Annotated in this window: 19 protein-coding genes; 13 read left to right on the top strand and 6 right to left on the bottom strand. The window is 71.3% G+C overall.

The features are described 5' to 3' along the window. Window positions 1-2 precede the first annotated feature (2 nt). Window positions 3-836: a ribonuclease III gene (gene rnc, locus OG352_RS30785; RefSeq protein ID WP_443072387.1), complete on the top strand. Its 834-nt coding sequence runs from the start codon at window positions 3-5 to the stop codon at window positions 834-836. 83 nt (window positions 837-919) lie between these two features. Then, the gene (mutM, locus tag OG352_RS30790) at window positions 920-1,780 is read left to right on the top strand and encodes a bifunctional DNA-formamidopyrimidine glycosylase/DNA-(apurinic or apyrimidinic site) lyase (RefSeq protein WP_329221421.1); all 861 of its coding nucleotides are present in this window, start codon (window positions 920-922) and stop codon (window positions 1,778-1,780) included. Here the strand turns inward: mutM and OG352_RS30795 are convergent. After that, a complete protein-coding gene (locus OG352_RS30795) occupies window positions 1,753-2,154 on the bottom strand; it encodes a winged helix-turn-helix transcriptional regulator (RefSeq protein WP_329221423.1) in 402 nt (133 codons plus the stop codon). The two genes, mutM and OG352_RS30795, sit on opposite strands and share 28 nt — an antisense overlap. Window positions 2,155-2,260: 106 nt before the next feature. Here OG352_RS30795 and OG352_RS30800 point away from each other — a divergent pair, with 106 nt between their 5' ends. Next, on the top strand, window positions 2,261-2,848 hold the full coding sequence (locus tag OG352_RS30800; RefSeq protein ID WP_329221425.1) for a flavodoxin family protein: 588 nt from the start codon (window positions 2,261-2,263) through the stop codon (window positions 2,846-2,848). Window positions 2,849-2,876: 28 nt separating this feature from the next. Here OG352_RS30800 and OG352_RS30805 read toward each other — a convergent pair whose 3' ends face one another. After that, on the bottom strand, window positions 2,877-4,040 hold the full coding sequence (locus OG352_RS30805; RefSeq protein ID WP_329221426.1) for a CAP domain-containing protein: 1,164 nt from the start codon (window positions 4,038-4,040) through the stop codon (window positions 2,877-2,879). A gap of 198 nt (window positions 4,041-4,238) precedes the next feature. Between OG352_RS30805 and OG352_RS30810 the strand changes: the two genes are divergently transcribed. The 3 genes from OG352_RS30810 to smc all read left to right on the top strand — a co-directional run bounded on the left by OG352_RS30810 (window position 4,239) and on the right by smc (window position 8,990). Next, entirely contained in the window at window positions 4,239-4,520 is a 282-nt protein-coding gene (locus OG352_RS30810; RefSeq protein WP_329221427.1) for an acylphosphatase, read from the top strand. Between the two features lie 380 nt (window positions 4,521-4,900). After that, on the top strand, window positions 4,901-5,104 hold the full coding sequence (locus OG352_RS30815) for a hypothetical protein (RefSeq protein WP_093780026.1): 204 nt from the start codon (window positions 4,901-4,903) through the stop codon (window positions 5,102-5,104). 304 nt (window positions 5,105-5,408) lie between these two features. Then, window positions 5,409-8,990 (top strand): chromosome segregation protein SMC, encoded by a 3,582-nt coding sequence (gene smc, locus OG352_RS30820; protein WP_329221428.1) that lies wholly within the window; start codon window positions 5,409-5,411, stop codon window positions 8,988-8,990. Between the two features lie 226 nt (window positions 8,991-9,216). Here smc and OG352_RS30825 read toward each other — a convergent pair whose 3' ends face one another. Then, window positions 9,217-10,188 (bottom strand): LLM class flavin-dependent oxidoreductase, encoded by a 972-nt coding sequence (locus OG352_RS30825; protein WP_329221429.1) that lies wholly within the window; start codon window positions 10,186-10,188, stop codon window positions 9,217-9,219. A 172-nt stretch (window positions 10,189-10,360) separates the two neighbouring features. Here OG352_RS30825 and ftsY point away from each other — a divergent pair, with 172 nt between their 5' ends. Next, entirely contained in the window at window positions 10,361-11,566 is a 1,206-nt protein-coding gene (gene ftsY, locus OG352_RS30830; protein WP_329221431.1) for a signal recognition particle-docking protein FtsY, read from the top strand. A 117-nt stretch (window positions 11,567-11,683) separates the two neighbouring features. On the opposite strand, the gene OG352_RS30835 is transcribed toward ftsY, so the two are convergent. Further along, complete coding sequence (locus OG352_RS30835) at window positions 11,684-12,340, bottom strand: bifunctional DNA primase/polymerase (RefSeq protein WP_329221432.1); 657 nt, start codon at window positions 12,338-12,340, stop codon at window positions 11,684-11,686. A gap of 446 nt (window positions 12,341-12,786) precedes the next feature. On the opposite strand from OG352_RS30835, the gene nsdA reads away from it, so the two are divergent. The 6 genes from nsdA to ftsH all read left to right on the top strand — a co-directional run bounded on the left by nsdA (window position 12,787) and on the right by ftsH (window position 22,603). After that, window positions 12,787-14,271 carry a transcriptional repressor NsdA gene (nsdA, locus tag OG352_RS30840; RefSeq protein WP_329221434.1) on the top strand — a complete coding sequence of 495 codons (1,485 nt, stop codon included), beginning with the start codon at window positions 12,787-12,789 and terminating at the stop codon, window positions 14,269-14,271. A gap of 338 nt (window positions 14,272-14,609) precedes the next feature. Then, window positions 14,610-15,947 carry an ammonium transporter gene (locus OG352_RS30845; protein ID WP_329221436.1) on the top strand — a complete coding sequence of 446 codons (1,338 nt, stop codon included), beginning with the start codon at window positions 14,610-14,612 and terminating at the stop codon, window positions 15,945-15,947. Further along, window positions 15,944-16,282 (top strand): P-II family nitrogen regulator, encoded by a 339-nt coding sequence (locus OG352_RS30850; protein ID WP_006379495.1) that lies wholly within the window; start codon window positions 15,944-15,946, stop codon window positions 16,280-16,282. The genes OG352_RS30845 and OG352_RS30850 overlap by 4 nt, the downstream gene beginning before the upstream one ends. Before the next feature lie 26 nt (window positions 16,283-16,308). Further along, window positions 16,309-18,768 carry a [protein-PII] uridylyltransferase gene (locus tag OG352_RS30855; protein ID WP_329221438.1) on the top strand — a complete coding sequence of 820 codons (2,460 nt, stop codon included), beginning with the start codon at window positions 16,309-16,311 and terminating at the stop codon, window positions 18,766-18,768. Between the two features lie 219 nt (window positions 18,769-18,987). After that, entirely contained in the window at window positions 18,988-20,538 is a 1,551-nt protein-coding gene (ffh, locus tag OG352_RS30860) for a signal recognition particle protein (protein WP_329221440.1), read from the top strand. 124 nt (window positions 20,539-20,662) lie between these two features. Continuing rightward, the gene (gene ftsH, locus OG352_RS30865; RefSeq protein ID WP_329221441.1) at window positions 20,663-22,603 is read left to right on the top strand and encodes an ATP-dependent zinc metalloprotease FtsH; all 1,941 of its coding nucleotides are present in this window, start codon (window positions 20,663-20,665) and stop codon (window positions 22,601-22,603) included. A 44-nt stretch (window positions 22,604-22,647) separates the two neighbouring features. Here the strand turns inward: ftsH and OG352_RS30870 are convergent, their stop codons facing one another. Together OG352_RS30870 and OG352_RS30875 are read right to left on the bottom strand one after the other, a co-directional pair. Then, window positions 22,648-23,283, bottom strand: a complete 636-nt coding sequence (locus OG352_RS30870) for a hypothetical protein (protein WP_329221442.1) — start codon at window positions 23,281-23,283, stop codon at window positions 22,648-22,650. Between the two features lie 148 nt (window positions 23,284-23,431). After that, window positions 23,432-24,346, bottom strand: a complete 915-nt coding sequence (locus tag OG352_RS30875; RefSeq protein ID WP_329221443.1) for an SAM-dependent methyltransferase — start codon at window positions 24,344-24,346, stop codon at window positions 23,432-23,434. Window positions 24,347-24,459: the final 113 nt, after the last annotated feature.

Below are 24,459 nucleotides of genomic sequence, written 5' to 3' on the forward strand. Positions count from 1 at the left end.
TGGTGAGAGGCTCCATGTCTGACGCCAAAGAAGTTGGTCCCCGCCTTCGCGGGGGTGGTCCGGCGGACACGGCCTCGTCCCACACGCTTCTGGAAGGGCGGCTCGGCTATCAGCTCGAGTCCGCCCTTCTGGTGCGTGCGCTGACCCACCGTTCCTTCGCGTACGAGAACGGCGGCCTGCCGACGAACGAGCGGCTGGAGTTCCTCGGGGACTCCGTGCTCGGCCTCGTCGTCACGGACACGCTGTACCGCACCCACCCCGACCTGCCCGAAGGCCAACTGGCCAAGCTGCGGGCCGCGGTGGTCAACTCACGTGCGCTGGCGGAGGTCGGTCGTGGCCTCGACCTGGGCTCCTTCATCCGGCTCGGCCGCGGTGAAGAGGGCACGGGCGGCCGGGACAAGGCGTCCATCCTCGCCGACACCCTTGAAGCGGTGATCGGCGCGGTCTATCTCGATCAGGGCCTCGACGCGGCCTCCGAACTGGTGCACCGCCTGTTCGACCCGCTGATCGAGAAGTCCTCGAACCTCGGTGCCGGCCTGGACTGGAAGACCAGTCTCCAGGAGCTCACCGCGACCGAAGGCCTCGGTGTCCCCGAGTACCTGGTCACGGAGACCGGCCCCGACCACGAGAAGACCTTCACTGCTGCCGCCCGCGTCGGAGGCGTCTCGTACGGCACCGGCACCGGCCGCAGCAAGAAGGAGGCGGAGCAACAGGCCGCCGAGTCCGCATGGCGGTCCATCCGGGCCGCGGCGGACGAGCGAGCCGAGGCGGCAGAGGCGGCCCCGGCCGTCGAGCCCGCCGAAGCCAGCCCGGACCCCGAGTCCGCCTCCGCCTGACCAACAGCAGTAGCAAGTAGCACATCGGTACGAGACGAACGCCCGCCTCCACTGGGAGGCGGGCGTTCCGTACGGGGGATCCCATGCCCGAGTTGCCCGAGGTCGAGGTCGTCCGGCGCGGTCTGGAGCGGTGGGTCGCCCATCGCACCGTCGCCGACGCCGAAGTGCTGCACCCGCGCGCCGTACGCCGTCACATAGCCGGCGCCGACGACTTCGCGCACCGCCTCAAGGGCCACCGCATCGGCATCCCGAGCCGCCGCGGCAAGTACCTGTGGCTGCCGCTGGAGGACACGCACCAGGCGGTCCTGGCCCACCTCGGCATGAGCGGCCAGCTCCTGGTCCAGCCGCACGAGGCCCCCGACGAGAAGCACCTGCGCATCCGCGTCCGCTTCGCCGACGAGGTGGACACCGAACTGCGCTTCGTCGACCAGCGCACCTTCGGCGGCCTGTCCCTGCACGACACCACCCCGGACGGCCTGCCGGACGTCATCGGGCACATCGCCCGCGACCCCCTCGACCCGCTGTTCGACGACGAGGCCTTCCACCAGGCACTCCGCCGCAAGCGCACCACCATCAAGCGGGCCCTGCTCGACCAGTCGCTGATCAGCGGCGTCGGCAACATCTACGCGGACGAGGCCCTGTGGCGCGCCCGCCTGCACTACGAACGCCCGACCGCGAACTTCACCCGCCCGCGCACCCTCGAACTCCTCGGCCATGTCCGGGACGTGATGAACGCGGCCCTCGCCGTCGGCGGCACCAGCTTCGACAGCCTGTACGTCAACGTCAACGGCGAGTCGGGCTACTTCGACCGGTCCCTGGACGCTTACGGCCGGGAGGGCCTGCCCTGCAAGCGATGTGCCACGCCGATGCGCCGCCGCCCGTGGATGAACCGGTCCAGCTACTTCTGCCCGAAGTGTCAGCGGACGCCGCGCGTCCCGTCGTAGCGCTCGCGGGCGGCCAGGACGTCGTCCATACGACCCTCCAGGCAGTGGATGAGGGACAGCAGCCGCTCGGCGACCTCACGGCCGAGCGGGGTCAGCTCGTAGTCCACGCGGGGCGGGTTGGTCGGCTGCGCCTCGCGGTGCACCAGGCCGTCGCGCTCCAGGGCGTGCAGCGTCTGGGACAGCATCTTCTCGCTCACGCCGTCGACCCGGCGGCGCAGCTCGTTGAAGCGCAGCGAGCCCTCGTGCAGCGCCCCGAGCGTGAGTCCGCCCCAGCGGCCCGTGATGTGCTCGAGCGTGCCACGCGAGGGGCAGGCCTTGGCGAACACGTCGTACGGGAGGTCCATGTCCTCCGTGGGCTCCTGGGTGCTGGTCATGACACAAGCGTACGCGAAGGCAGCGCTAACCAACAGGTTGCACTAACTATAAGTTAGTGCTTTCCTTTGGTGGTCGTACTTGAGCTGCCCATTTCAAGGAGTTCGCATGTCCACCGCTGTTGTCTCCGTCGCCTTCCACTCCGGCTACGGCCACACCGCCGTCCTCGCCGAGGCGGTCCGCGCCGGTGCCGCCGACGCCGGTGCCGAGGTGCACCTGATCGACGTCGCGGAGATCACCGAGGAGCAGTGGACGCTGCTCGACGGCTCGGACGCGATCGTGTTCGGCTCGCCGACCTACATGGGTACCGCCTCCGGCGCCTTCCATGTCTTCGCGGAGGCGACCTCCGCGCGCTGGGCCACCCAGGCGTGGCAGGACAAGCTCGCCGCCGGCTTCACCAACTCCGGCTCCAAGAACGGCGACAAGCTGCACACGCTGCAGTTCTTCCAGATCCTGGCCGGGCAGCTCGGCATGCACTGGGTCAACCTCGGCCTGATGCCCGGCTGGAACAGCAGCACCGGCTCCGAGCACGACCTCAACCGGCTCGGCGTGTCCCTCGGCGCGGCCGCGCAGACCGACGTCGACGCGGGCCCGGAGGGCGTTCACAAGGCCGACGCGGCGACGGCGGAGCACCTGGGCCGGCGGGTCGCCGAGACCGCGAAGGTCTTCGTGGCCGGCCGGACCCAGGCTGCATGATCGTTTCTGCGGAGTCTTCTCCGCAGGCCTAGTAGCCGAAGTCCTGCGTCCACCAGGGTCCGCCGGACCCGAAGTGGACACCGACGCCCAGCGTCTTGAAGTCGCAGTTCAGGATGTTCGCCTTGTGGCCGGGGCTGTTCATCCAGGCCTCCATGACCGCGGCCGCGTCGGACTGGCCCCGGGCTATGTTCTCGCCGCCGAGGTCGGATATCCCGGCCTTGGCCGCCCGGTCCCAGGGGCTCGCCCCGTCCGGGTCGGTGTGGTCGAAGAAGCCCCGCGCGGCCATGTCGTCGCTGAACCTCTCGGCCAGCTCCGACAGCGCGCTGTTCGCGGAGAGGGCGCTGCAGCCGACCTTGGACCGCTCCGCGTTGACGAGCTTCAGCACCTCGGCCGCGGCCTGCGCCTCGGCCGAGACCGTCACCGGCGCCGGCGCCGCGGCCCGCTCCGGAGCCTTGGTGGCCGTCCTCGACTTGGACGGAGTGACCGCAGGGGCCGCCTTCCGCTCCTTCGAAGGCGTGGGCTTCGGCTTCTGGGGCGCCGCCGTCTTGGACGGCGACGCCGACGGCGATGGTGACGCCGACGGGGTGGAGGTGGAGGGCGTGGGCGAGGCGGACGGTGAGGCCGAGCGGCCGGCGTCGCGGCTGGTCGACGTGGAGCCGCGCTCGTCGTCGGCGGAGCCGGACGTGCCGCCCTGCTCGGCGGGCGAGTTGGTCGGCGAGTCTGCGGCCTGCACCTTTTCGCCGGGGCCGCTGCCGCCGCCGAGCCGGTAGCTGTCGAGACCGGGCACCACGCCCGTGGCCACCGCGACGGTGCCGAGGGCGACCGCCGCGGACACGCCGAGCAGGCCCGTCTTGACCGGCGTGACGACTCTCCTCTTCCGGCGGCGGTTCGCACCGGCCTGGCCGGACGCCGTCCGCGGGGCGCCGCCGCCGGGCGTGAACCCGTCGGCCGCGAACACCATGGTGTCGGCGCGGTTCCCGTCCCGCGTCGAGAACAGGTACTCCTGGCTCTTCGTGACGGAGTCGGCGTACGCCTCCGGGTTCAGATACGGCGCGATCCCCGCCGTGGGGTGGTCTCCCGCGTACGAGTCCTGCGGGTTGTGGCTGTCCGCGTGCGAGCCGTGCGTCTGTGTGACCCCCGTGGCGCGGCTCTTGGCGGCGCGGCCGGCGGCGGAGCGTCGGTGGCGTCCCATGTCCTTGCCTTCCTCGTCACAAGCGGTGTTCCCACGGTCGGCCCGGGACCTGGGGCGACGCGCGCCTCCTGGTCCGTCTGGTCAACCCAACTCACCCGATCGAGTGAGTTTCATATGAGAATCATTGGGTGGGGACGGTACCCCATGGTTCTGAGGGGGGAAGGGCTCCGAGCGACTTTGCCCGGTTAGGTTGCACCCATGAACGAGGATGTACGACTGGTGGCCTGGGTGCGCGGACACGTGCAGGGCGTGGGATTCCGCTGGTTCACGCGGGCGAAGGCGCTGGAGATCGGCGGCCTGAGTGGCTTTGCTCTCAATTTGGCCGACGGACGGGTCCAGGTGGTCGCGGAAGGGGCCCGCGAGGGCTGCGAGGGGCTGCTCGGCTGGCTCCTGGGTGACGACACGCCCGGGTACGTGGACGGAGTCACCGAGATCTGGGACACACCGCGCGGCGGTTACGACGGCTTCGCGATCCGCTGAGGACTCCGCGTGAAGCAGCCGTCGCCGGGCCCGGGGACATGCCGCCGGCACCTGCCCGCAGTGGAAAGGGCCAGGTGGTTGCCAAGAACTGCTTGCGGTGGGAGGCTCCGCACGCAAGGATGATCGCCACGCCTCGAGGTCCCCGCAGGAGTCGCAGCGCCGCCGTTTCGGCCGCGTGCCACCGGGATGCCCGCCAATACGGGGCGTGATCGTGTTGACCGTCAAACTTTTTGGTGAGACGCTGAAAGCACCCCGCGCACCTTAGCTGTTTGGCATGGATGAACGTCAGCACCAACAAAGATCCTGCCAACACCGCGGGTGCGAATCCCTCACGACCCACACCGCTTCGGTCGGTCACTCAGTGTGGAGGACCATCCATCATGGCAAAGGCGCTTCTCGGTTACGTCGGCGGCTCCGACCCGCGACTCCTCTCCGAGATGCGACGGCTCCAGCAGCGCGTACAGGATCTGGAATCCGAGCTCGGACGGATCCAGGCCGAGAACGACGCGCTGACGGCTGCCGCTTCTCACGAATCGCTTCTGGAGAGCATCGACGCACGCCAGGCGGAGCCTGCGCTCACCTGATCGCTGCACCGCCGCACAACGGCACGCAGTGGTCGGGCGGCACGCATCAGCCGCGTCGAAACCGCTAAGTTCTAAGAGTTTGCAAGGGACGCTTCGGCGTCCCTTCTTTCTTTCTCGCTCTTCGATGCTCTTACTTGATCTTTCCTGCCCTGTTTCCCCGCCAGTTCCCCGCCAAGTCTTTCGTTCGGCTTTCGCTCCCCCGCGCACCCTTTCAGTCTCTTAACGTTTGGTGTGCCCTGCGCGTTCATGGGTGAAACCGCGGCTTCATGGAGTGAGACATTCCCGGAAGGTAGAGTCCAGCGCCGTGCACCTCAAGGCCCTGACCCTCCGGGGGTTCAAGTCGTTCGCTTCCGCGACCACGCTCCGGTTCGAACCGGGGATCACGTGCGTCGTCGGACCGAACGGCTCGGGCAAGTCCAACGTCGTCGACGCGCTCAGCTGGGTCATGGGCGAGCAGGGCGCCAAGTCGCTGCGCGGCGGCAAGATGGAGGACGTCATCTTCGCCGGCACCACCGGGCGCCCCCCGCTGGGCCGCGCCGAGGTGTCCCTGACCATCGACAACTCCGACGGGGCGCTGCCCATCGAGTACGCCGAGGTCACCATCACGCGGATCATGTTCCGCAACGGCGGCAGCGAGTACCAGATCAACGGCGACACCTGTCGCCTCCTCGACATCCAGGACCTGCTGTCCGACTCCGGCATCGGCCGCGAGATGCACGTCATCGTCGGCCAGGGCCAGCTCGACTCCGTCCTGCACGCCGACCCCATGGGCCGCCGCGCCTTCATCGAGGAGGCCGCGGGCGTCCTCAAGCATCGCAAACGCAAGGAGAAGGCGCTCCGCAAGCTGGACGCGATGCAGGCCAACCTCGCACGCGTGCAGGACCTGACGGACGAACTCCGGCGCCAGCTCAAGCCCCTGGGCCGCCAGGCCGCCGTCGCCCGCCGGGCCGCCGTCATCCAGGCGGACCTGAGGGACGCCCGGCTCCGAATGCTGGCCGACGATCTCGTACGGCTGCGGGAGGCGCTCCAGACCGAGGTGGCCGACGAGGCCGCCCTCAAGGGGCGCAAGGAAGCCGCCGAGCAGGAGCTGAGGAAGGCCCTCCAGCGCGAAGCGCTTCTGGAGGACGAGGTCCGGCAGCTCACGCCACGCCTCCAGCAGGCCCAGCAGACCTGGTACGAGCTGTCCCAGCTCGCCGAACGCGTCCGGGGCACGATCTCGCTCGCCGACGCGCGCGTGAAGAGCGCCACCTCCACGCCCCCGGAGGAGCGGCGCGGCCGTGACCCCGAGGACATGGAGCGGGAGGCCGCCCGGGTCCGCGAGCAGGAGGCCGAGTTGGAGGCCGCTCTCGAAGCGGCCCAGCACGCCCTGGACGACACCGTCGCCCACCGCGCCGACCTGGAGCGGGAACTCGCCGTCGAGGAACGACGACTGAAGGACGTCGCCCGGGCCATCGCCGACCGCCGCGAGGGCCTGGCCCGGCTGAACGGCCAGGTCAACGCGGCCCGTTCGCGCGCTGCCTCCGCCCAGGCCGAGATCGACCGCCTGGCCGCCGCCCGCGACGAGGCCCAGGAACGGGCCGGCACCGCGCAGGAGGAGTACGAGGCCCTGAAGGCGGAGGTCGACGGCCTCGACGCCGGTGACCAGGAGCTGGGCGAACAGCACGAGACGGCCAAGCGGCGGCTCACCGAGGCGGAGGCCGCCCTCACCGCCGCCCGGGAGGCGGCCACGGCGGCCGAACGCAGCCGCGCCGCGACCCAGGCCCGCCACGAGACCCTGGCGCTGGGCCTGCGCCGCAAGGACGGCACGGGCGCGCTGCTCGGCGCCCGCGATCGCCTGAACGGCCTGCTGGGCCCGGCCGCCGAACTGCTGACGGTGACCCCGGGATACGAGCTCCCGCTCGCGGCGGCCTTCGGAGCCGCGGCCGACGCGATCGCGGTGACGACACCCGCGTCAGCGGCCGAAGCCATCCGCCTGCTCCGCAAACAGGACGCGGGCCGAGCCGCACTGCTGCTGGCGGGAGCTCCGGAGGACCGGGACCCCGGTTCCACCATGCTCACGCCCACGTCACCCGGTGCCGACGGGACTCGCTTCGCCGCCGCCGATCTCGTTCGAGGCCCCGCTGAGCTGATGCCCGCCGTGCGGCGGCTGTTGCGGGGGATCGTCGTCGTCGGGACGCTGGAGGACGCCGAGGAACTGGTGTACGCCCGACCGGAGTTGACCGCCGTCACCGCCGAAGGCGACCTGCTCGGGGCGCACTTCGCGCACGGCGGGTCGGCCGGGGCGCCCAGTCTCCTTGAGGTGCAGGCGTCCGTCGACGAGGCCGCCGTCGCACTCGAGGAACTGGCCGTGCGGTGCGAGGAGTTGACTCGGGCGCAGCAGGTGGCGGGGGAGCGGCGCAAGGAAAGTGCCGCGCTCGTCGAGGAGTTGGGGGAGCGGCGGCGGGCCGCCGACCGGGAGAAGTCGGCCGTGGCCCAGCAGCTCGGGCGGCTCGCGGGACAGGCGAGGGGCGCGGCCGGCGAGGCCGAGCGGTCCACAGCGGCGGCGGTGCGGGCGCAGGAAGCGCTCGATGGAGCCGTGGAAGAGGCGGAGGAGCTGGCTGAGCGGCTGGCCGTCGCCGAGGAGTTGCCGGTCGAGGAGGAGCCCGACACCTCCGTGCGGGACCGGCTCGCCGCCGACGGGGCCAACGCGCGGCAGACCGAGATGGAGGCGCGGCTCCAGGCCCGTACGCACGAGGAGCGGGTCAGGGGGCTGGCCGGACGGGCCGACTCGCTGGACCGGGCCGCGCGGGCGGAACGCGAGGCACGCGCGCGTGCCGAGCAGCGGCGGGCGCGGCTGCGGCACGAGGCGGCCGTCGCGGAGGCCGTGGGCTCCGGCGCACGGCAGTTGCTCGCGCACGTCGAGGTGTCCCTCGGGCGGGCCGAGGGGGAGCGGGTCGCCGCCGACGCCGCCAAGGCGCGGCGCGAACGGGAACTGGCCGCCGCCCGCACCGGCGGACGCGAACTCAAGGCCGAGCTCGACAAGTTGACCGACTCGGTGCACCGGGGCGAGGTGCTCGGCGCCGAGAAGCGGATGCGGATCGAGCAGTTGGAGACCAAGGCGCTGGAGGAGCTGGGCGTGGAGCCCGCGGGGCTGGTCTCCGAGTACGGGCCGCATCAGCTCGTGCCGCCCTCCCCGCCCGCCGAGGGCGAGGTGCTGCCGGAGGACCCCGAGGATCCGCGCAACCAGCCGAGGCCGTTCGTGCGGGCCGAGCAGGAGAAGCGGCTGAAGACGGCCGAGCGGGCGTATCAGCAGCTCGGCAAGGTGAACCCGCTCGCCCTGGAGGAGTTCTCCGCGCTGGAGGAACGTCACAAGTTCCTCAGTGAGCAGTTGGAGGACCTCAAGAAGACCCGAACCGACCTGCTTCAGGTGGTGAAGGAGGTCGACGAGCGCGTCGAGCAGGTCTTCACCGAGGCGTTCCGGGACACGGCGAGGCAGTTCGAGGGGGTCTTCAGCCGGCTCTTCCCGGGTGGGGAGGGGCGGCTCGTCCTGACCGATCCCGACAACATGCTCACCACGGGCGTGGACGTGGAGGCCCGGCCCCCGGGCAAGAAGGTCAAGCGGCTCAGCCTGCTCTCCGGCGGCGAGCGGTCGCTGACCGCCGTCGCGATGCTGGTGGCGATCTTCAAGGCCCGGCCCAGCCCGTTCTACGTCATGGACGAGGTCGAGGCCGCCCTCGACGACGCCAACCTCCAGCGGCTCATCCGGATCATGGAGGAGCTCCAGGAGTCCTCGCAGCTCATCGTGATCACGCACCAGAAGCGCACGATGGAGGTCGCCGACGCGCTGTACGGCGTGTCCATGCAGGGCGACGGTGTCTCGAAGGTGATCAGCCAGCGACTGCGCTGAGGCATATCACTTCAAGAAGTGAACGAATGTGGCACTTCTGTGTCTGAGATCTCACTTTTCCTCACGTTTGACTTTGAGACTTGAAGGCATAGTCTCGGCAACGTTGTTTTTACCTTCAGGTACCACGTATCTGGCAGGTCGACCCCCGTCGGCAGCGTTGCCGGCGGCCCGAGGAGTTGAACGTGACCAGCGCGGAGCAGGCACAAACGTCAGGAGCCGGGACGGCTCACCCCCCGAGCCGGGGCAGCACGTCGTCGCAGAACAGCCGCAGACTCCGCCACCCCTCATCCACCGGCATCCCGCCCGCGAGCGGATGCAGTACGAGGTTGTCGAGCTCCTGCGCCACACACTCGTCCGGCGTGAGAATCCGGTACACGCCCTCCTCCCGGAGTTCCCCGACCGTCGTCGCCCCCGACTTCACCGCCGAGCGGATGTCGCCGGACTGCCAGGAGGCGTACGTCCGTGCCTCGTGCAGGAAGTGGCCGCCGTACTCGGCCCACGCCCGGTCCGGATCCTCGGCGAGGTGCAGCAGCGGCGTCTCGGCGCCCGGCATCATCGTCCAGCCGTCCGTCCCGTACTCCACCAGCCGCTCCTTGTAGTACGCCTCCAGCTCCGGAAGGTGCGCGCTCGGGAAGAACGGCAGGCCGAACCGGGCGGCCCGACGGGCGGCGGCCCTGGAGGAACCGCCGACCAGGAGCAGGGGGTGCGGATCGGACCCGGGGCGCGGGGTGACCCGTACCGTACGGCCCCGGTACTCGAACTCCTCGCCGGTCCAGGCCTTGAGCAGGGTGTCCAGGAGCTCGTCCTGAAGGCGCCCGCGGCGCTTCCAGTCCACCCCGGCCCACGCGTACTCCTCGGGCCGGTACCCGATCCCGGCGACCGTGACCAGCCGCCCGCCGCTGAGCAGATCGAGCACGGCGATGTCCTCGGCGAGCCGCAGCGGGTCGTGCAACGGGCCGATCGCCGCCGAGACGGTCACCGCCAGCCGGCGGGTCGCCCCGAGCACCGCGCCCGCGAAGGCGAACGGCGACGGCAGCCAGTTGTTCTCGACGCCGTGATGCTCCTCGGTCTGCGCGACGGCGACCCCGCGCTCGTCGGCGTACCGGGCCATCTCCAGCGCGGCCCGGTACCGGACGCCGAGCTCGGCGGGGCTCGCGCCGGGGGCGACGAGGTTGAAACGGACGACGCTGACGGGCATGGGAGGCCCCCTTCGCCGGGCGGGTCGGGTGCTGACGCAGGGGGACGTTAGCTGACGAGGCGTCAGGTCACCAGAGGCGGGGAACGCCCGCACGAGGGGGAGCGGCATGCCGCCGTTCGGACGTGTGGCCACCCGCCCCGCCGGAGAGGGGTCACGCATACTGGGACGCGTTATGGAAATCGTCATCCTTGCTGTAGTCATCGCCGTGGTCGTGCTCGGTGTGCTGGGCGGGCTCGTCGTCGGCAGCCGACGGAAGAAGTCGCTGCCCCCGCCGCCCCCCACCGCGCCCGACATCACCGCCCCGCCGGCCGAGCCGCACGTCGGCGACGAGGCCGAGACGCCGCGCGACGAACCGCGCCGCACGATCGAGGAGGTGGATCTCCCCGACGGCGGCCCGACCGGCGTCGCCGTCGAGGAACCGCCCACCGCCGAGGCCCCCGGGATCGAGATCCCGGAGCCCACCGAGGGGCGGCTGATCCGCCTCCGCGCCCGTCTCTCCCGCTCGCAGAACGCCCTCGGCAAGGGCCTGCTCACGCTGCTCTCGCGCGAGCACCTCGACGAGGACACCTGGGAGGAGATCGAGGACACGCTGCTCACCGCCGACGTCGGCGTGACCCCCACCCAGGAACTGGTCGAGCGGCTGCGCGCGCGCGTCAAGGTGCTCGGCACCCGCACCCCCGACGAACTGCGCGCACTGCTGCGCGAGGAGCTGCTCAAGCTCGTCGGCACCGACGTCGACCGCACGGTGAAGACCGAGCCCGAGGAGCGCAAGCCGGGCATCGTGATGGTCGTCGGGGTCAACGGCACCGGCAAGACCACCACCACCGGCAAGCTCGCGCGCGTGCTCGTCGCCGACGGCCGGACCGTCGTCCTGGGCGCCGCCGACACCTTCCGCGCCGCCGCCGCCGACCAGCTCCAGACCTGGGGCGACCGGGTCGGCGCCCACACCGTGCGCGGCCCCGAGGCCGGCGACCCCGCCTCCGTCGCGTTCGACGCGGTGAAGGAGGGCAAGGCGATGGGCGTCGACGTCGTCCTCATCGACACCGCCGGCCGCCTGCACACCAAGACCGGGCTCATGGACGAGCTCGGCAAGGTCAAGCGCGTCGTCGAGAAGCACGCCCCGCTCGACGAGATCCTGCTCGTCCTCGACGCCACCACCGGGCAGAACGGCCTCGTCCAGGCCCGGGTGTTCGCCGAGGTCGTCGACATCACCGGCATCGTCCTGACCAAGCTGGACGGTACGGCGAAGGGCGGCATCGTGGTCGCGGTCCAGCGCGAGCTGGGCGTACCGGTCAAGCTCATCGGACTCGGCGAGGGCGCGGACGACCTGGCGCCGTTCGACCCGGAGGCGTTCGTCGACGCCCTGATCGGCGACTGACACAGGTACTGGTTCCGGCATCCGCCCGAATCCGGTGTCTGCCGCGAGGAAGCGCCCGCCCCCAGGTGCAGTGGGGAGCGGGCGCTTCGCCGTGTACGACCCCGAGGCCGGCGCGACCTACGCGCGTGAGCGGTGCGCCAGATACGCCAGCGTGCCCAGCAGCAGCCGGGCCTCCGGCGGGCGGGTCGCCGAGTCCAGGGCCGGTGGGCGCAGCCAGCGGGCCGGGCCGAGGCCGCCGCGGTCGGAGGGCGGGGCCGTGAGGTACGTACCGGGGCCGAGGCCGCGCAGATCGAGGGCGGCCGGGTCGTCCCAGCCCATGCGGTAGAGGAGGCCGGTGAGCCCGGCGGCGGCGCCGGGGGCGACGAAGAACTGGGTGCGGCCCTCGGGGGTGGCGGTGACCGGGCCGAGGGGCAGGCCCATGCGCTCCAGGCGGACCAGGGCGCGACGGCCGGCGGGCTCGGCGACCTCGATCACGTCGAACGCGCGCCCCACGGGCAGCATGATCGCGGCGCCCGGGAACTCCGACCAGGTCCTCGTCACGTCGTCGAGGGTGGCGCCGGCGGGGACCCGCGGGGCGAACTCCAGGGGGTGCGCGCCGGGTTCGCGGCAGGTGGGGCGTCCGCACGAGCAGACGCCCGCCGCGGCCCGTGCGCCCGGCACCGCGTCCCAGCCCCACAGCCCCGTGAACTCGGCGACGGCGGTGCACTCGGACGAGCGACCGCGCCTGCGCGCGCCGGAGCGGATCTCGCGAATGCCGCCGATCGTGAAGCCCATGCCCCCTCCAACGGGTCCGGCGCGCCGATGGTTACGCAGCGGTGACAATCATGACTCTCCGTACTTCCGCTGCCCGGTGGGCGCCCGATCCAGGCAGCGCCCTGAAGTGCTCCGGGTGGTGTGTCCGGCTGCGCGCGCCCCCGAGTGCTTCGCTCCGCTCACTCGCGGCCATCTCCTGTCAAGTGAATCGCGTGCAGGTCATCGGGAGTTCATTCGAAGGGGTGGCGAATGGTGGCGTTTCAGGGATCGCCGTGGCTGGAGCCGTGATCGTAGGATTACTTTGAGTGTGCGGGTCCTGGAGGCACATGCGCTTGCGGGTATGCCGGAGGCAAGTCGGCTTTCCGTTCGAAGGGTGACAAGTCCCGGACGGCGGGCTCTATTTACCGGCATTCTGATAGGGCTTGGCGCACTCAGTGACAAGTGGTCTCAGGGATGGGGGCGTTCCAGTGAGCGGCAACGACGGAAGCGGAAACAACGCTACGGGCGCGGACAAGCGTCCGAACGAGCTGCTCACGTCGTGGTTCGTGCGCAGCGGCTGGTCGAAGGGCGAACTGGCCCGTCAAGTCAACCGCCGGGCCCGTCAGTTGGGCGCCAACCACATCTCCACCGACACCTCACGCGTGCGCCGCTGGCTGGACGGCGAGAACCCCCGCGAGCCCATCCCCAGGATCCTGTCCGAGCTGTTCTCCGAGCGGTTCGGCTGCGTCGTCTCCGTCGAGGACCTCGGGCTGCGCGCGGCGCGCCAGGCACCCTCCGTGACCGGCGTCGACCTGCCGTGGACCGCCCCGCAGACGGTGGCCCAGCTCAGCGAGTTCTCGCGCAGCGACCTCATGCTGGCGCGGCGCGGCTTCCTCGGGACCTCGCTCGCCCTGTGCGCGGGGCCGACCCTCATCGAGCCCATGCAGCGCTGGCTCGTCCCCTCCCCGCCCGCCCCGCGCGAGGACCCGGACTCGGTGCCCACCAGCCGGGCGCGCGGCCGGCTCTCCGGGCCCGAGCTGGACCTGCTGGAGTCCACCACCACGATGTTCCGGCAGTGGGACGCGCAGTGCGGCGGCGGACTGCGCCGCAAGGCGGTCGTCGGACAACTGCACGAGGTGACCGACCTCCTCCAGGAGCCCCACCCCGAGTCCACCGCGAGGAGGCTCTTCAAGGTCGCCGCAGAGCTGGCGGAGCTCGCCGGCTGGATGAGTTACGACGTCGGGCTCCAGCCGACCGCGCAGAAGTACTTCGTCCTCGCCCTGCACGCCGCCAAGGAGGCCGGCGACCGGCCGCTCGGCTCGTACGTGCTGTCCAACATGAGCCGCCAGATGATCCACCTCGGCCGGCCCGAGGACGCGCTGGAGCTGATCCACCTCGCGCAGTACGGCAGCCGCGACTGCGCCAGCCCGCGCACCCAGTCCATGCTGTATGCGATGGAGGCCCGCGCCTTCGCCAACATGGGGCAGCCCGGGCGGTGCAAGCGGGCTGTGCGGATGGCCGAGGACACCTTCGCCGAGGCGGACGAGTGGGACGAGCCGGACCCCGACTGGATCCGCTTCTTCTCCGAGGCCGAGCTGTACGGCGAGAACAGCCACTCCTTCCGCGACCTCGCCTACGTCGCCGGCCGCAGCCCCACGTACGCCTCGCTGGCCGAGCCCCTGATGCGCAAGGCCGTGCGGTTGTTCACCGACGACGCCGACCACCAGCGGTCGTACGTGCTGAACCTGATCGGCATGGCCACCGTCCATCTGCTCCAGCGCGAGCCCGAGCAGAGCGCCGCCCTCGCCACCAAGGCCATGCAGGAGGCCAAGAAGGTGCGCTCCGAGCGCGTCAACACTCGTATTCGAAAGACCGTGGACAGCGCCGTCCGCGAGTTCGGGGATCTCTCCGAGGTCATCGACCTCACCGAGCGGCTCACCATCGAGCTGCCGGAGACGGCCGAAGCGGTCTGAGCCGGCCGATCCACCGAGCGAAACCCCAGAACCCCGGCCGCGGCCGGCCCTCCCGAACTGCCCGACTCGGCTCCCCCATGCCAGGTCATCGGAAGGCCGGCCGCGGCCGGTCCGCGTGGCGCCCACCCGAAGGTTGCGCCACGATAACGATCGATTCCGCCGGTATCCGGCAGTTCATCGACGCGTAACACACGAGGCGCCTTCGTCACGGCGGCGAAACAATGAGGGGCCTCCACCGAAACCGCGCTGCGCCAATCTCAGGGCGCATAACCGGCCCACCCCTCACAACCCGCTCTGGCTTCGCCCGCACGGGGCCGTACTACGACGAGGAGACGCCGATGGCACCAGCCATCACGCTTGCCGCGGAGGCACCCAAGCTGTCCTCCGCGAACACAGGCTTCATGCTCATCTGTTCCGCCCTGGTGCTGATCATGACCCCGGGCCTCGCCTTCTTCTACGGCGGCATGGTCCGCGTCAAGAGCACGCTGAACATGCTGATGATGAGCTTCATCAGCATCGGGATCGTCACCATCCTGTGGGTGCTGTACGGCTTCTCCCTCGCCTTCGGTACCGACTCCGGCAGCCTCATCGGCTGGAACTCCGACTGGGTCGGCCTCAGCGACATCGGCCTGACGGACCTCTGGCCCGGATACACCATCCCGGTCTTCGTCTTCATGGTCTTCCAGATGATGTTCGCCATCATCACGCCCGCCCTGATCAGCGGTGCCCTCGCGGACCGCGTCAAGTTCTCGGCCTGGGCGCTGTTCGTCGCCCTGTGGGTCACGGTCGTCTACTTCCCGGTCGCGCACTGGGTCTGGGGCACCGGCGGCTGGGCCTTCGAGCTGGGCGTCATCGACTTCGCCGGCGGTACGGCGGTCCACATCAACGCCGGTGCCGCGGCCCTCGGCGTGATCCTGGTCATCGGCAAGCGCGTCGGCTTCAAGAAGGACCCGATGCGCCCGCACAGCCTGCCGCTGGTCATGCTCGGCGCCGGTCTGCTGTGGTTCGGCTGGTTCGGCTTCAACGCCGGCTCGTGGCTCGGCAACGACGACGGCGTCGGCGCGCTGATGTTCGTCAACACGCAGGTCGCCACGGCCGCCGCCATGCTCGCCTGGCTCGTCTACGAGAAGATCCGCCACGGCGCGTTCACCACGCTGGGCGCGGCCTCCGGCGCGGTCGCCGGTCTGGTCGCCATCACCCCCTCGGGCGGTGCGGTCTCCCCGCTCGGCGCGATCGCCGTCGGCGCCATCGCCGGTGTGCTGTGCGCCATGGCCGTCGGCCTGAAGTACAAGTTCGGCTACGACGACTCGCTCGACGTCGTCGGCGTCCACCTCGTCGGCGGTGTCGTCGGCTCCCTGCTGATCGGCCTCTTCGCCAGCGGCAAGGGCCAGTCCGCGGTGGAGGGCCTCTTCTACGGCGGAGGCATGACCCAGTTCTGGAAGCAGTGCGCCGGCGTCTTCGCGGTCCTCGGCTACTCCCTGATCGCCTCCGCGATCCTCGCCTTCCTCCTCGACAAGACCATCGGCATGCGGGTCTCCGAGGACGACGAGGTGGCCGGCATCGACCAGGCCGAGCACGCCGAGACCGCATACGACTTCAGCGGAGCGGGCGGCGGCATCGTAGGCGGCTCGATCTCCTCCCACACCGCAACGGCGAGCAAGAAGGTGGACGCATGAAGCTCATCACCGCCGTCGTGAAGCCCCACCGGCTCGACGAGATCAAGGAGGCCCTCCAGGCCTTCGGCGTCCACGGTCTGACGGTCACCGAAGCGAGCGGCTACGGTCGTCAGCGGGGACACACCGAGGTCTACCGCGGTGCCGAGTACACCGTGGACCTCGTCCCCAAGATCCGCATCGAGGTGCTGGCCGAGGACGACGACGCCGAAGGACTGATCGACGTCATCGTCAAGGCGGCCCGCACCGGCAAGATCGGTGACGGCAAGGTCTGGTCCCTCCCGGTCGAGACCGCCGTCCGGGTCCGCACCGGCGAGCGCGGCCCGGACGCGCTCTGACGGCAGAACAGAACAGGAGTCGCTGGGTGACGAGTACGGACGTGCGCATGGATGCAGAGGACTCGGGACCCAGCGGCTACGCGGCGGCCCGGCTGCGCCTCCTCACCGAGGGGGCGCGGTCCGGGCCGCCGCGCCGTGCCGCTCTCGCCGAACTGACCGACGACTGGCTGACCGGCCTCTTCACGGCGGGCACCGAAGACCTGAAGGGCGTCTCCCTGGTCGCCGTCGGCGGCTACGGCCGCGGCGAGCTGTCCCCGCGCAGCGACCTCGACCTCCTCCTGTTGCACGACGGCGCCGAGGCCAAGGCGGTCGCCGCCCTCGCCGACCGCCTCTGGTACCCGGTCTGGGACCTCGGCCTCGCCCTCGACCACTCCGTCCGCACCCCGGCCGAGGCCCGCAGGACGTCCGCGGAGGACCTGAAAGTCCAACTCGGCCTCCTGGACGCCCGCCACCTCGCCGGCGACCCGGCCCTGACGGCCGGACTGCGTACGGCCGTCCTCGCCGACTGGCGCAACCAGGCCCCCAAGCGCCTCCCCGAACTGCTCGAACTGTGCACCGAGCGCGCCGAACGCCAGGGCGAGCTGCAGTACCTCCTGGAACCCGACCTGAAGGAGGCGCGCGGCGGGCTCAGGGACGCCACCGCGCTGCGCGCCGTCGCCGCCTCCTGGCTCGCCGACGCGCCCCGCGAGGGCCTCGACGACGCCCGCCGCCGCCTCCTCGACGTCCGGGACGCCCTGCACCTGGCCACCGGCCGCGCCACCGACCGGCTCGCGCTCCAGGAACAGGACCAGGTCGCCGCCGAACTCGGCCTCCTCGACGCCGACACGCTGCTGCGGCAGGTGTACGAAGCGGCGCGGGTCATCTCGTACGCCAGTGACGTCACCTGGCGTGAGGTGGGGCGCGTCCTGCGCTCGCGCGCCGTCAGGCCGCGCCTGCGCGCCATGCTGGGCGGCGGCGCCAAGCCCGCCACCGAGCGGTCCCCGCTGGCCGAAGGCGTGGTGGAGCAGGACGGCGAGGTGGTACTCGCCCGCGCCGCACGCCCCGAACGCGACCCCGTGCTCCCCCTGCGCGCAGCAGCCGCCGCCGCGCAGGCCGGCCTCCCGCTCTCCCTGCACGCCGTACGCCGTCTCGCGGCCACCGTGCGCCCCCTGCCCACGCCCTGGCCCGCCGAGGCCCGCGAACAGCTCGTGACCCTGCTCGGCTCCGGCCGGCCCACCATCGAGGTCTGGGAGGCCCTGGAGGCCGAAGGCCTGATCACGCGCCTGCTGCCCGACTGGGAGCGGGTACGCTGCCGGCCGCAGCGCAACGCCGTGCACATCTGGACCGTCGACCGGCACCTCATCGAGACCGCCGTCCGCGCCTCCGAGTTCACCCGCCGCGTCAGCCGCCCCGACCTCCTCCTCGTCGCCGCGCTGCTGCACGACATCGGCAAGGGCTGGCCCGGCGACCACTCGGTCGCGGGCGAGATCATCGCCAAGGACGTCGCCGCCCGCATCGGCTTCGACCGCGCCGACGTCGCGGTCCTCTCCACGCTCGTACGGCAGCACCTGCTGCTCATCGAGACGGCCACCCGGCGCGACCTGGAGGACCCGGCCACGGTCCGCTCGGTCGCCGAGGCGGTCGGCTCGCAGAGCACCCTGGAGCTGCTGCACGCGCTCACCGAGGCGGACGCGCTGGCCACCGGGCCCGCCGCCTGGTCCTCCTGGCGGGGTTCGCTCGTGGCGGACCTGGTCAAGCGGGTCGCGGCGGTCCTCGCCGGGGACGCGCCCGAGGAACCCGCCGCCGCCGCGCCCACCGCCGAACAGGAACGGCTGGCCATCGAGGCGATGGCCACCGGCAGCCCGGTGCTGTCCCTGCGCGCGCAGACCGAGCCGCCCGCCGACTCCGTCGGCGACCAGCCGGCCGGCGACCCCGAGCCGCTCGGCGTGGAACTCCTCATCGCGGTGCCCGACCAGGAGGGCGTGCTGCCCGCCGTGGCCGGCGTGCTCGCCATGCACCGGCTGACCGTCCGCACGGCCGAACTGCGCGCCCTGGACCTCCCGGCCGGAGTCGAGGGCACCGTCCTGCTGCTGAACTGGCGGGTCGCCGCCGAGTACGGCTCCCTGCCCCAGGCCGCCCGGCTGCGCGCCGACCTCGTCCGCGCCCTGGACGGCTCGCTGGACATCGCCGGCCGGCTCGCCGAGCGCGACGCGGCCTACCCGCGCCGCCGGGGCGTGGTCGCACCGCCGCCGCGCGTCACGGTCGCCTCCGCGGCCTCCCGGCACGCCACGGTCATCGAGGTCCGCGCGCAGGACGCCCCGGGCCTCCTGTTCCGGATCGGCCGCGCCCTGGAGGACGAGGGCCTGCGGGTCCGCAGCATGCACGTCTCCACCCTGGGCGCGAACGCCGTCGACGCCTTCTACGTGACCGGTGGCAAGGGCCTGCCCTTGCCGGGTGAGGAGGCGACGGCCACGGCGCGGAAGCTGGAGGAGCTCCTGCGGGCGTGACCTCGCGGTCGCGTTATGCGTTGAGCGGATGTGCTCCCCGCTGGTGCGGGGGTGGTCCGGTGGCTGCCAGCCGGTCGGACAGCGTATCCATTTTGTCCCCGCCGACGCGGGGTTCCGTCCCCGTCCGCTGAATACAGCGGGCGGGGACGATTTGCTTGTGGGGCCGGATACCCTGGAGGGCAGCCCAAACTGTCGCCGACCCCAAGGACCGACGCCGCCGTGTTCGATACTCTCTCCGACCGCCTCAGCAATACTTTCAAGTCCCTCCGGGGCAAAGGCAGGCTGTCCGAGGCGGACATCGACGCCACGGCCCGTGAAATCCGCATCGCGCTCCTCGAAGCGGACGTCGCCCTGCCGGTCGTGCGCACGTTCATCAAGAACGTCAAGGAGCGCTCCCTCGGCTCCGACGTCTCCAAGGCGCTGAATCCGGCCCAGCAGGTCCTGAAGATCGTCAACGACGAACTCGTCACGATCCTCGGCGGCGAGACCCGCCGTCTCCGCTTCGCCAAGCAGCCCCCCACCGTGCTCATGCTGGCCGGTCTCCAGGGTGCCGGTAAGACCACCCTCGCGGGCAAGCTCGGCCTCTGGCTGAAGGAGCAGGGCCACTCGCCGCTCCTGGTCGCCGCCGACCTCCAGCGCCCCAACGCCGTCAACCAGCTCAGCGTCGTCGCGCAGCGCGCCGGCGTGGCCGTGTACGCCCCGCAGCCCGGTAACGGCGTCGGTGACCCGGTCCAGGTCGCCAGGGACTCGATCGAGTTCGCGAAGACCAAGGTCCACGACATCGTCATCGTGGACACCGCAGGCCGCCTCGGCATCGACGCCGAGCTGATGCAGCAGGCAGCCGACATCAGGGACGCGGTCAGCCCCGACGAGATCCTCTTCGTCGTCGACGCGATGATCGGCCAGGACGCCGTGAACACGGCCGAGGCCTTCCGGGACGGCGTCGGGTTCGACGGTGTCGTGCTGTCGAAGCTCGACGGCGACGCCCGTGGTGGCGCGGCCCTGTCGATCGCCTCCGTGACCGGCAAGCCGATCATGTTCGCCTCGAACGGCGAGAAGCTCGACGAGTTCGACGCCTTCCACCCCGACCGGATGGCCTCCCGCATCCTCGACATGGGTGACCTGCTCACCCTGATCGAGCAGGCGGAGAAGACGTTCAGTCAGGAAGAGGCCGAGAAGATGGCCTCCAAGCTGGCGTCCAAGAAGGGCCAGGACTTCACCCTGGACGACTTCCTGGCCCAGATGGAGCAGGTCCGCAAGATGGGCTCGATCTCCAAGCTGCTCGGCATGCTGCCCGGCATGGGCCAGATCAAGGACCAGATCGCCAACCTCGACGAGCGGGACGTCGACCGCACGGCCGCGATCATCAAGTCGATGACCCCGGCCGAGCGCCACGAGCCGACGATCATCAACGGCTCCCGCCGCGCCCGTATCGCCAAGGGCTCCGGCGTCGAGGTCAGCGCGGTGAAGGGCCTGGTCGAGCGGTTCTTCGAGGCCCGCAAGATGATGTCCCGAATGGCCCAGGGCGGCGGCATGCCCGGCATGCCGGGGATCCCGGGCATGGGCGGCGGCCCCGGCCGGCAGAAGAAGCAGCCCAAGCAGGCCAAGGGCAAGCAGCGCTCCGGCAACCCGATGAAGCGCAAGCAGCAGGAGCTGGAGGACGCCCAGCGCCGCGAGGCCCAGGCCCAGGGCGGCAACGCGCTCGGGCTGCCGCAGCAGGGCGCCCAGGACTTCGAGCTGCCGGACGAGTTCAAGAAGTTCATGGGCTGAGTGCTCGAGCGCCTCAGCGCGTGAGTACGTCGTCGAGGGCGCCCTTCCCCGGAAGGGCGCCCTCCGCGTCTCCGCTGGTCTTTCTGCGCGTGCCGGTGCTCGAAGGGTGTCGTAACGTCCCGATATGACCAACCCTGCGCCGCCGCGGAAGTCGCCGGACAAGCCCTGGCGTACCGAGGGCACTCCCGAGGAGCCGCCGAAGCCGTCCCAGGGCGGGCGGCGGATACGCGGTGGCTGGTGGGGCCTGATCCTCACCGCGGTGCTCGTGTTCCTGGTCGCCAACCTGGCCCTGTGGCTCTTCAACGAGGGCGACGAGCCGACGATCTCGTACACCGAGTTCAGCAAGCAGGTCGACGCGGGCAACGTCAGCAAGATCTACGCCAAGGGCGACGCGATCCAGGGGCAGCTGAAGAAGTCGCGCAAGAACCCCGACGGCGGCGACTCGTACACCAAGTTCAACACCCAGCGGCCGTCCTTCGCGGACGACCAGATCTGGCAGGAGCTGACCAGGAACAACGTCACGGTCACGGCCGAGCCGGTCGTCCAGCACCGCAGTGTTCTGGCCAACCTGCTGATCTCGCTGGCGCCGATGGTGCTGCTCGTCGTGGTGTGGGTGGTCGTCGCGCGGCGGATGCGGGCGGGCGGACTGGGCGGCGCGGGCGGCATGCTCGGCCGCAAGGCGCCGCCCAAGCCGGTCGAGCTGGAGCCGGGACAGCCCCGGACGACGTTCGACGACGTGGCCGGCATCGACGAGGTCCAGGGCGAGCTGCACGACGTCGTCGACTTCCTGAAGAACCCCGACGCCTATCGCAGGATGGGCGCCAAGATGCCCCGGGGCGTGCTGCTGGCGGGCCCGCCGGGCACCGGCAAGACACTGCTCGCGCGGGCGGTGGCCGGGGAGGCGGGGGTGCCCTTCTTCTCGGCCTCGGCGTCCGAGTTCATCGAGATGATCGTGGGCGTGGGCGCGTCCCGCGTGCGCGAGCTGTTCGCGGAGGCCCGCAAGGTGGCGCCGTCGATCATCTTCATCGACGAGATCGACACCATCGGACGGGCCCGGGGCGGGGGAGGGACCGTGGGCGGCCACGACGAGCGCGAGCAGACCCTCAACCAGATCCTCACCGAGATGGACGGCTTCTCCGGCTCGGAGGGCGTCATCGTCGTCGCGGCGACGAACCGCGCCGACGTCCTGGACCCGGCCCTGACCCGGCCGGGCCGCTTCGACCGGGTGGTCATGGTCTCGCCCCCGGACCGCCGCGGCCGGAAGGCGATCCTGGAGATCCACACCCGCGAGATCCCGCTCGCCGGTGACGTCGACCTGGCCCAGGTGGCCCGTACGACACCGGGCATGACCGGCGCCGAGCTGGCCAACCTCGCCAACGAGGCCGCCCTCCTCGCCGTCAAGCGCCAGCAGGACCAGGTGACCCGGGCCGACCTCTCCGAGGCCCTGGAGAAGGTCCAGCTCGGCGCGGAACGGCCGCTGGTGATGCCCGAGGAGGAGCGCCGCAGGACCGCCTACCACGAGAGCGGCCACGCCCTGCTGGGCATGCTCCAGCCCGGCGCCGACCCCGTCCGCAAGATCACCATCGTGCCGCGCGGGCGGGCCCTCGGCGTGACGCTGTCGACGCCGGACGCGGAGCGGTACGCGTACACGGAGGAGTACCTGCGCGGCCGGATCATCGGCGCGCTCGGCGGGATGGCGGCCGAGCACGTGGTCTACGGGGTCGTCACGACCGGCGCGGAGAACGACCTGGAGCAGGTCACCAACATCGTGCGCGGGATGGTCGCCCGCTGGGGCATGAGCGAGCGCGTCGGCCGTCTGTCGGCGCTGCCGGGCGACGTCCAGCAGGCCTACGGGCTCGCCGCCGCGCCCGCGACCCTCGACGTCATCGACCACGAGATGCGGCGCATCGTCGACGAGTGCTACGAGGAGGCCTGCCGCAAACTCCGCGACCACCGCGGCCAGTTGGACGACCTGGCCCAGGCCCTCCTGGCGAACGAGACGCTGGAGGAGGCGGACGCCTACCGGATCGCGGGCATCCCGCGGACGAGCAAGGACGACACGTGACTCCTCGGGCGCGCCCACGTGTTGGAGGACTACGCGTTGGCGGACTACGCGTTGGGGAACTTCCAGACGAACGGCTCCCCGTCCTCCTCCGACCAGTGCACCTCGATGCTCTTGGCGGTGGCCGGCACCAGGTACGACTCGCAGAAGACGTGGCTCTCGCCCTGCTTCCAGCTCTCGACGTCGTAGGGGTCCTCGCAGCCGGCGACACCGTCCTCCGAGGCGCCGATCAGGATCGAGCCGCGCTGACCGTCGGCCCAGACGGTCGTGCCGTCGTTCGCGTCGGAGGAGTCGCTGAGCGCCGGACCGGCCTGGTGCGTGAACTTCACGTGCGCGATCGCGAGCACCATGCCCTTGGCGTCCTTCGGGTCCGACACCACCTTCTGCGCCTCGGCCTCGGTGCCGACGTCGACCTTCTGCGCCGCGATCTCGTACGTCACGTCGCCCGGCTCCTCCGCGACCTTCCCCGTGACGCTCTCGCCGGTCGCCACCTCGCCGCCGCCGGCGGACGTCGACGCGGAGGCGGAGGCCGAGGCCGACCCGCCGGCCGACGGCGAGGAGTCGGCCGCTGCGGTGGCGGCGCCCTTCGCGTCGGCGTCGTCGCTCCCGTTGCACGCGCTGAGGGTGAGGGCGAGAACGGCGACGGGCGCGACGAGACGCAGCGCGGTCTTGCGGTGCAGCACAACAGCTCCTGTATGCAGATGTGAGGTCTCCCCCGGACGGTTCGACAGGCTATGGGGGCGGTGTGCTGGTCAGCGAAGCGAGAGGCACCCCGCTTCGCTTTCTTCACACCATTCACACGTGCATTTCCAGGAACTTCCTTACCTGTTGTCAGGGCGTGCGCGCGATCAGGTAACGGAAGACGTTCGGCATCCACACCGTCCCGTCCGCTCGTCGGTAGGGGTGCAGTGCCTCCGTCAGCTCCTTGTCGACCTGGGCCTGGTCGGTCGCCGTGACCGCCGCGTCGAACAGGCCCGTGGACAGCAGGCCCTTGAGGGCGCTCTCCACGTCGGCGTACCCGAAGGGGCAGGCCACCCGCCCCGATCCGTCCGGCTTCAGCCCGGCCCGCCGGGCGACCTCCTCCAGGTCGTCGCGCAGGGCGGGGCGCAGCCGGACCGGGCCGCTGCGCAGCGGATCGGCGAGCTTGGCCGCGACCCGCAACACCGCGGACGTGGCGCAGCGTTCGGGGGGACCCCAGCCGACCAGCACCACGGGCGCCCCGCGCGCGGCGAGCGGCGTCGAGGCCGTGAGCAGCCCGGCGAGCCCGTCCGCGTCGCCCGCGAGACACCCGATCGGCTCGAAGGCGGTCACCAGGTCGTACGCGGGCGTCTCCGCGTCGGCCGCGTCCTGCGGTGACCGGCGGATGAGCCGGATACGGCCATGATCTGCGCCGGTTCCGCCGCCTCGGGTGTCTGCACGCGCGTGTGCGGGGCGCTCGTTCGCCCGCTCCTCCCTGGGCAGCAGCCGCTCGCGGGCGAGGGCCAGCCGTTCGGGGGAGGAGGTCTCGACGCCCGTGAGCGTGGCCGCGCCCCTGGAGGCAGCCATCAGCAGGGCGAGTCCGGAGCCGCAGCCGAGTGCCAGGAGCCGGGTGCCGCCCCCCACATCCAGCCGTTCGTAGACGGCCTCGTAGAGCGGGACCAGCATCCGCTCCTGGATCTCCGACCAGTCACGCGCGCGTGCGCCCGGGTCCGCGCGGGGTGTCGACCCCGCATGAGGCAGGTGCTGCCGCACGAGCACAGGTGTCATGGATAAGCGCCCCAATCCGCCGAGAGTTGCCGCAGTAACCGATCAGGTGGCCCCCGTGCAGTGCGCTCGCACTTCCCCCGTATGCCAGGTAACTCCCCGTTCGCGACCGCGTC

Source organism: Streptomyces sp. NBC_01485 (assembly GCF_036227125.1).
Lineage (GTDB): Bacteria > Actinomycetota > Actinomycetes > Streptomycetales > Streptomycetaceae > Streptomyces.

Excerpts from the sequence above, each read along its gene's own strand:
- mutM (WP_329221421.1), top strand. The coding sequence starts at position 920 with ATGCCCGAGTTGCCCGAGGTCGAGGTCGTCCGGCGCGGTCTGGAGCGG.
- OG352_RS30795 (WP_329221423.1), bottom strand. The coding sequence starts at position 2,154 with ATGACCAGCACCCAGGAGCCCACGGAGGACATGGACCTCCCGTACGAC.
- OG352_RS30800 (WP_329221425.1), top strand. The coding sequence starts at position 2,261 with ATGTCCACCGCTGTTGTCTCCGTCGCCTTCCACTCCGGCTACGGCCAC.
- OG352_RS30805 (WP_329221426.1), bottom strand. The coding sequence starts at position 4,040 with ATGGGACGCCACCGACGCTCCGCCGCCGGCCGCGCCGCCAAGAGCCGC.
- OG352_RS30810 (WP_329221427.1), top strand. The coding sequence starts at position 4,239 with ATGAACGAGGATGTACGACTGGTGGCCTGGGTGCGCGGACACGTGCAG.
- OG352_RS30815 (WP_093780026.1), top strand. The coding sequence starts at position 4,901 with ATGGCAAAGGCGCTTCTCGGTTACGTCGGCGGCTCCGACCCGCGACTC.
- OG352_RS30825 (WP_329221429.1), bottom strand. The coding sequence starts at position 10,188 with ATGCCCGTCAGCGTCGTCCGTTTCAACCTCGTCGCCCCCGGCGCGAGC.
- ftsY (WP_329221431.1), top strand. The coding sequence starts at position 10,361 with ATGGAAATCGTCATCCTTGCTGTAGTCATCGCCGTGGTCGTGCTCGGT.
- OG352_RS30835 (WP_329221432.1), bottom strand. The coding sequence starts at position 12,340 with ATGGGCTTCACGATCGGCGGCATTCGCGAGATCCGCTCCGGCGCGCGC.
- OG352_RS30845 (WP_329221436.1), top strand. The coding sequence starts at position 14,610 with ATGGCACCAGCCATCACGCTTGCCGCGGAGGCACCCAAGCTGTCCTCC.
- OG352_RS30850 (WP_006379495.1), top strand. The coding sequence starts at position 15,944 with ATGAAGCTCATCACCGCCGTCGTGAAGCCCCACCGGCTCGACGAGATC.
- ftsH (WP_329221441.1), top strand. The coding sequence starts at position 20,663 with ATGACCAACCCTGCGCCGCCGCGGAAGTCGCCGGACAAGCCCTGGCGT.
- OG352_RS30875 (WP_329221443.1), bottom strand. The coding sequence starts at position 24,346 with ATGACACCTGTGCTCGTGCGGCAGCACCTGCCTCATGCGGGGTCGACA.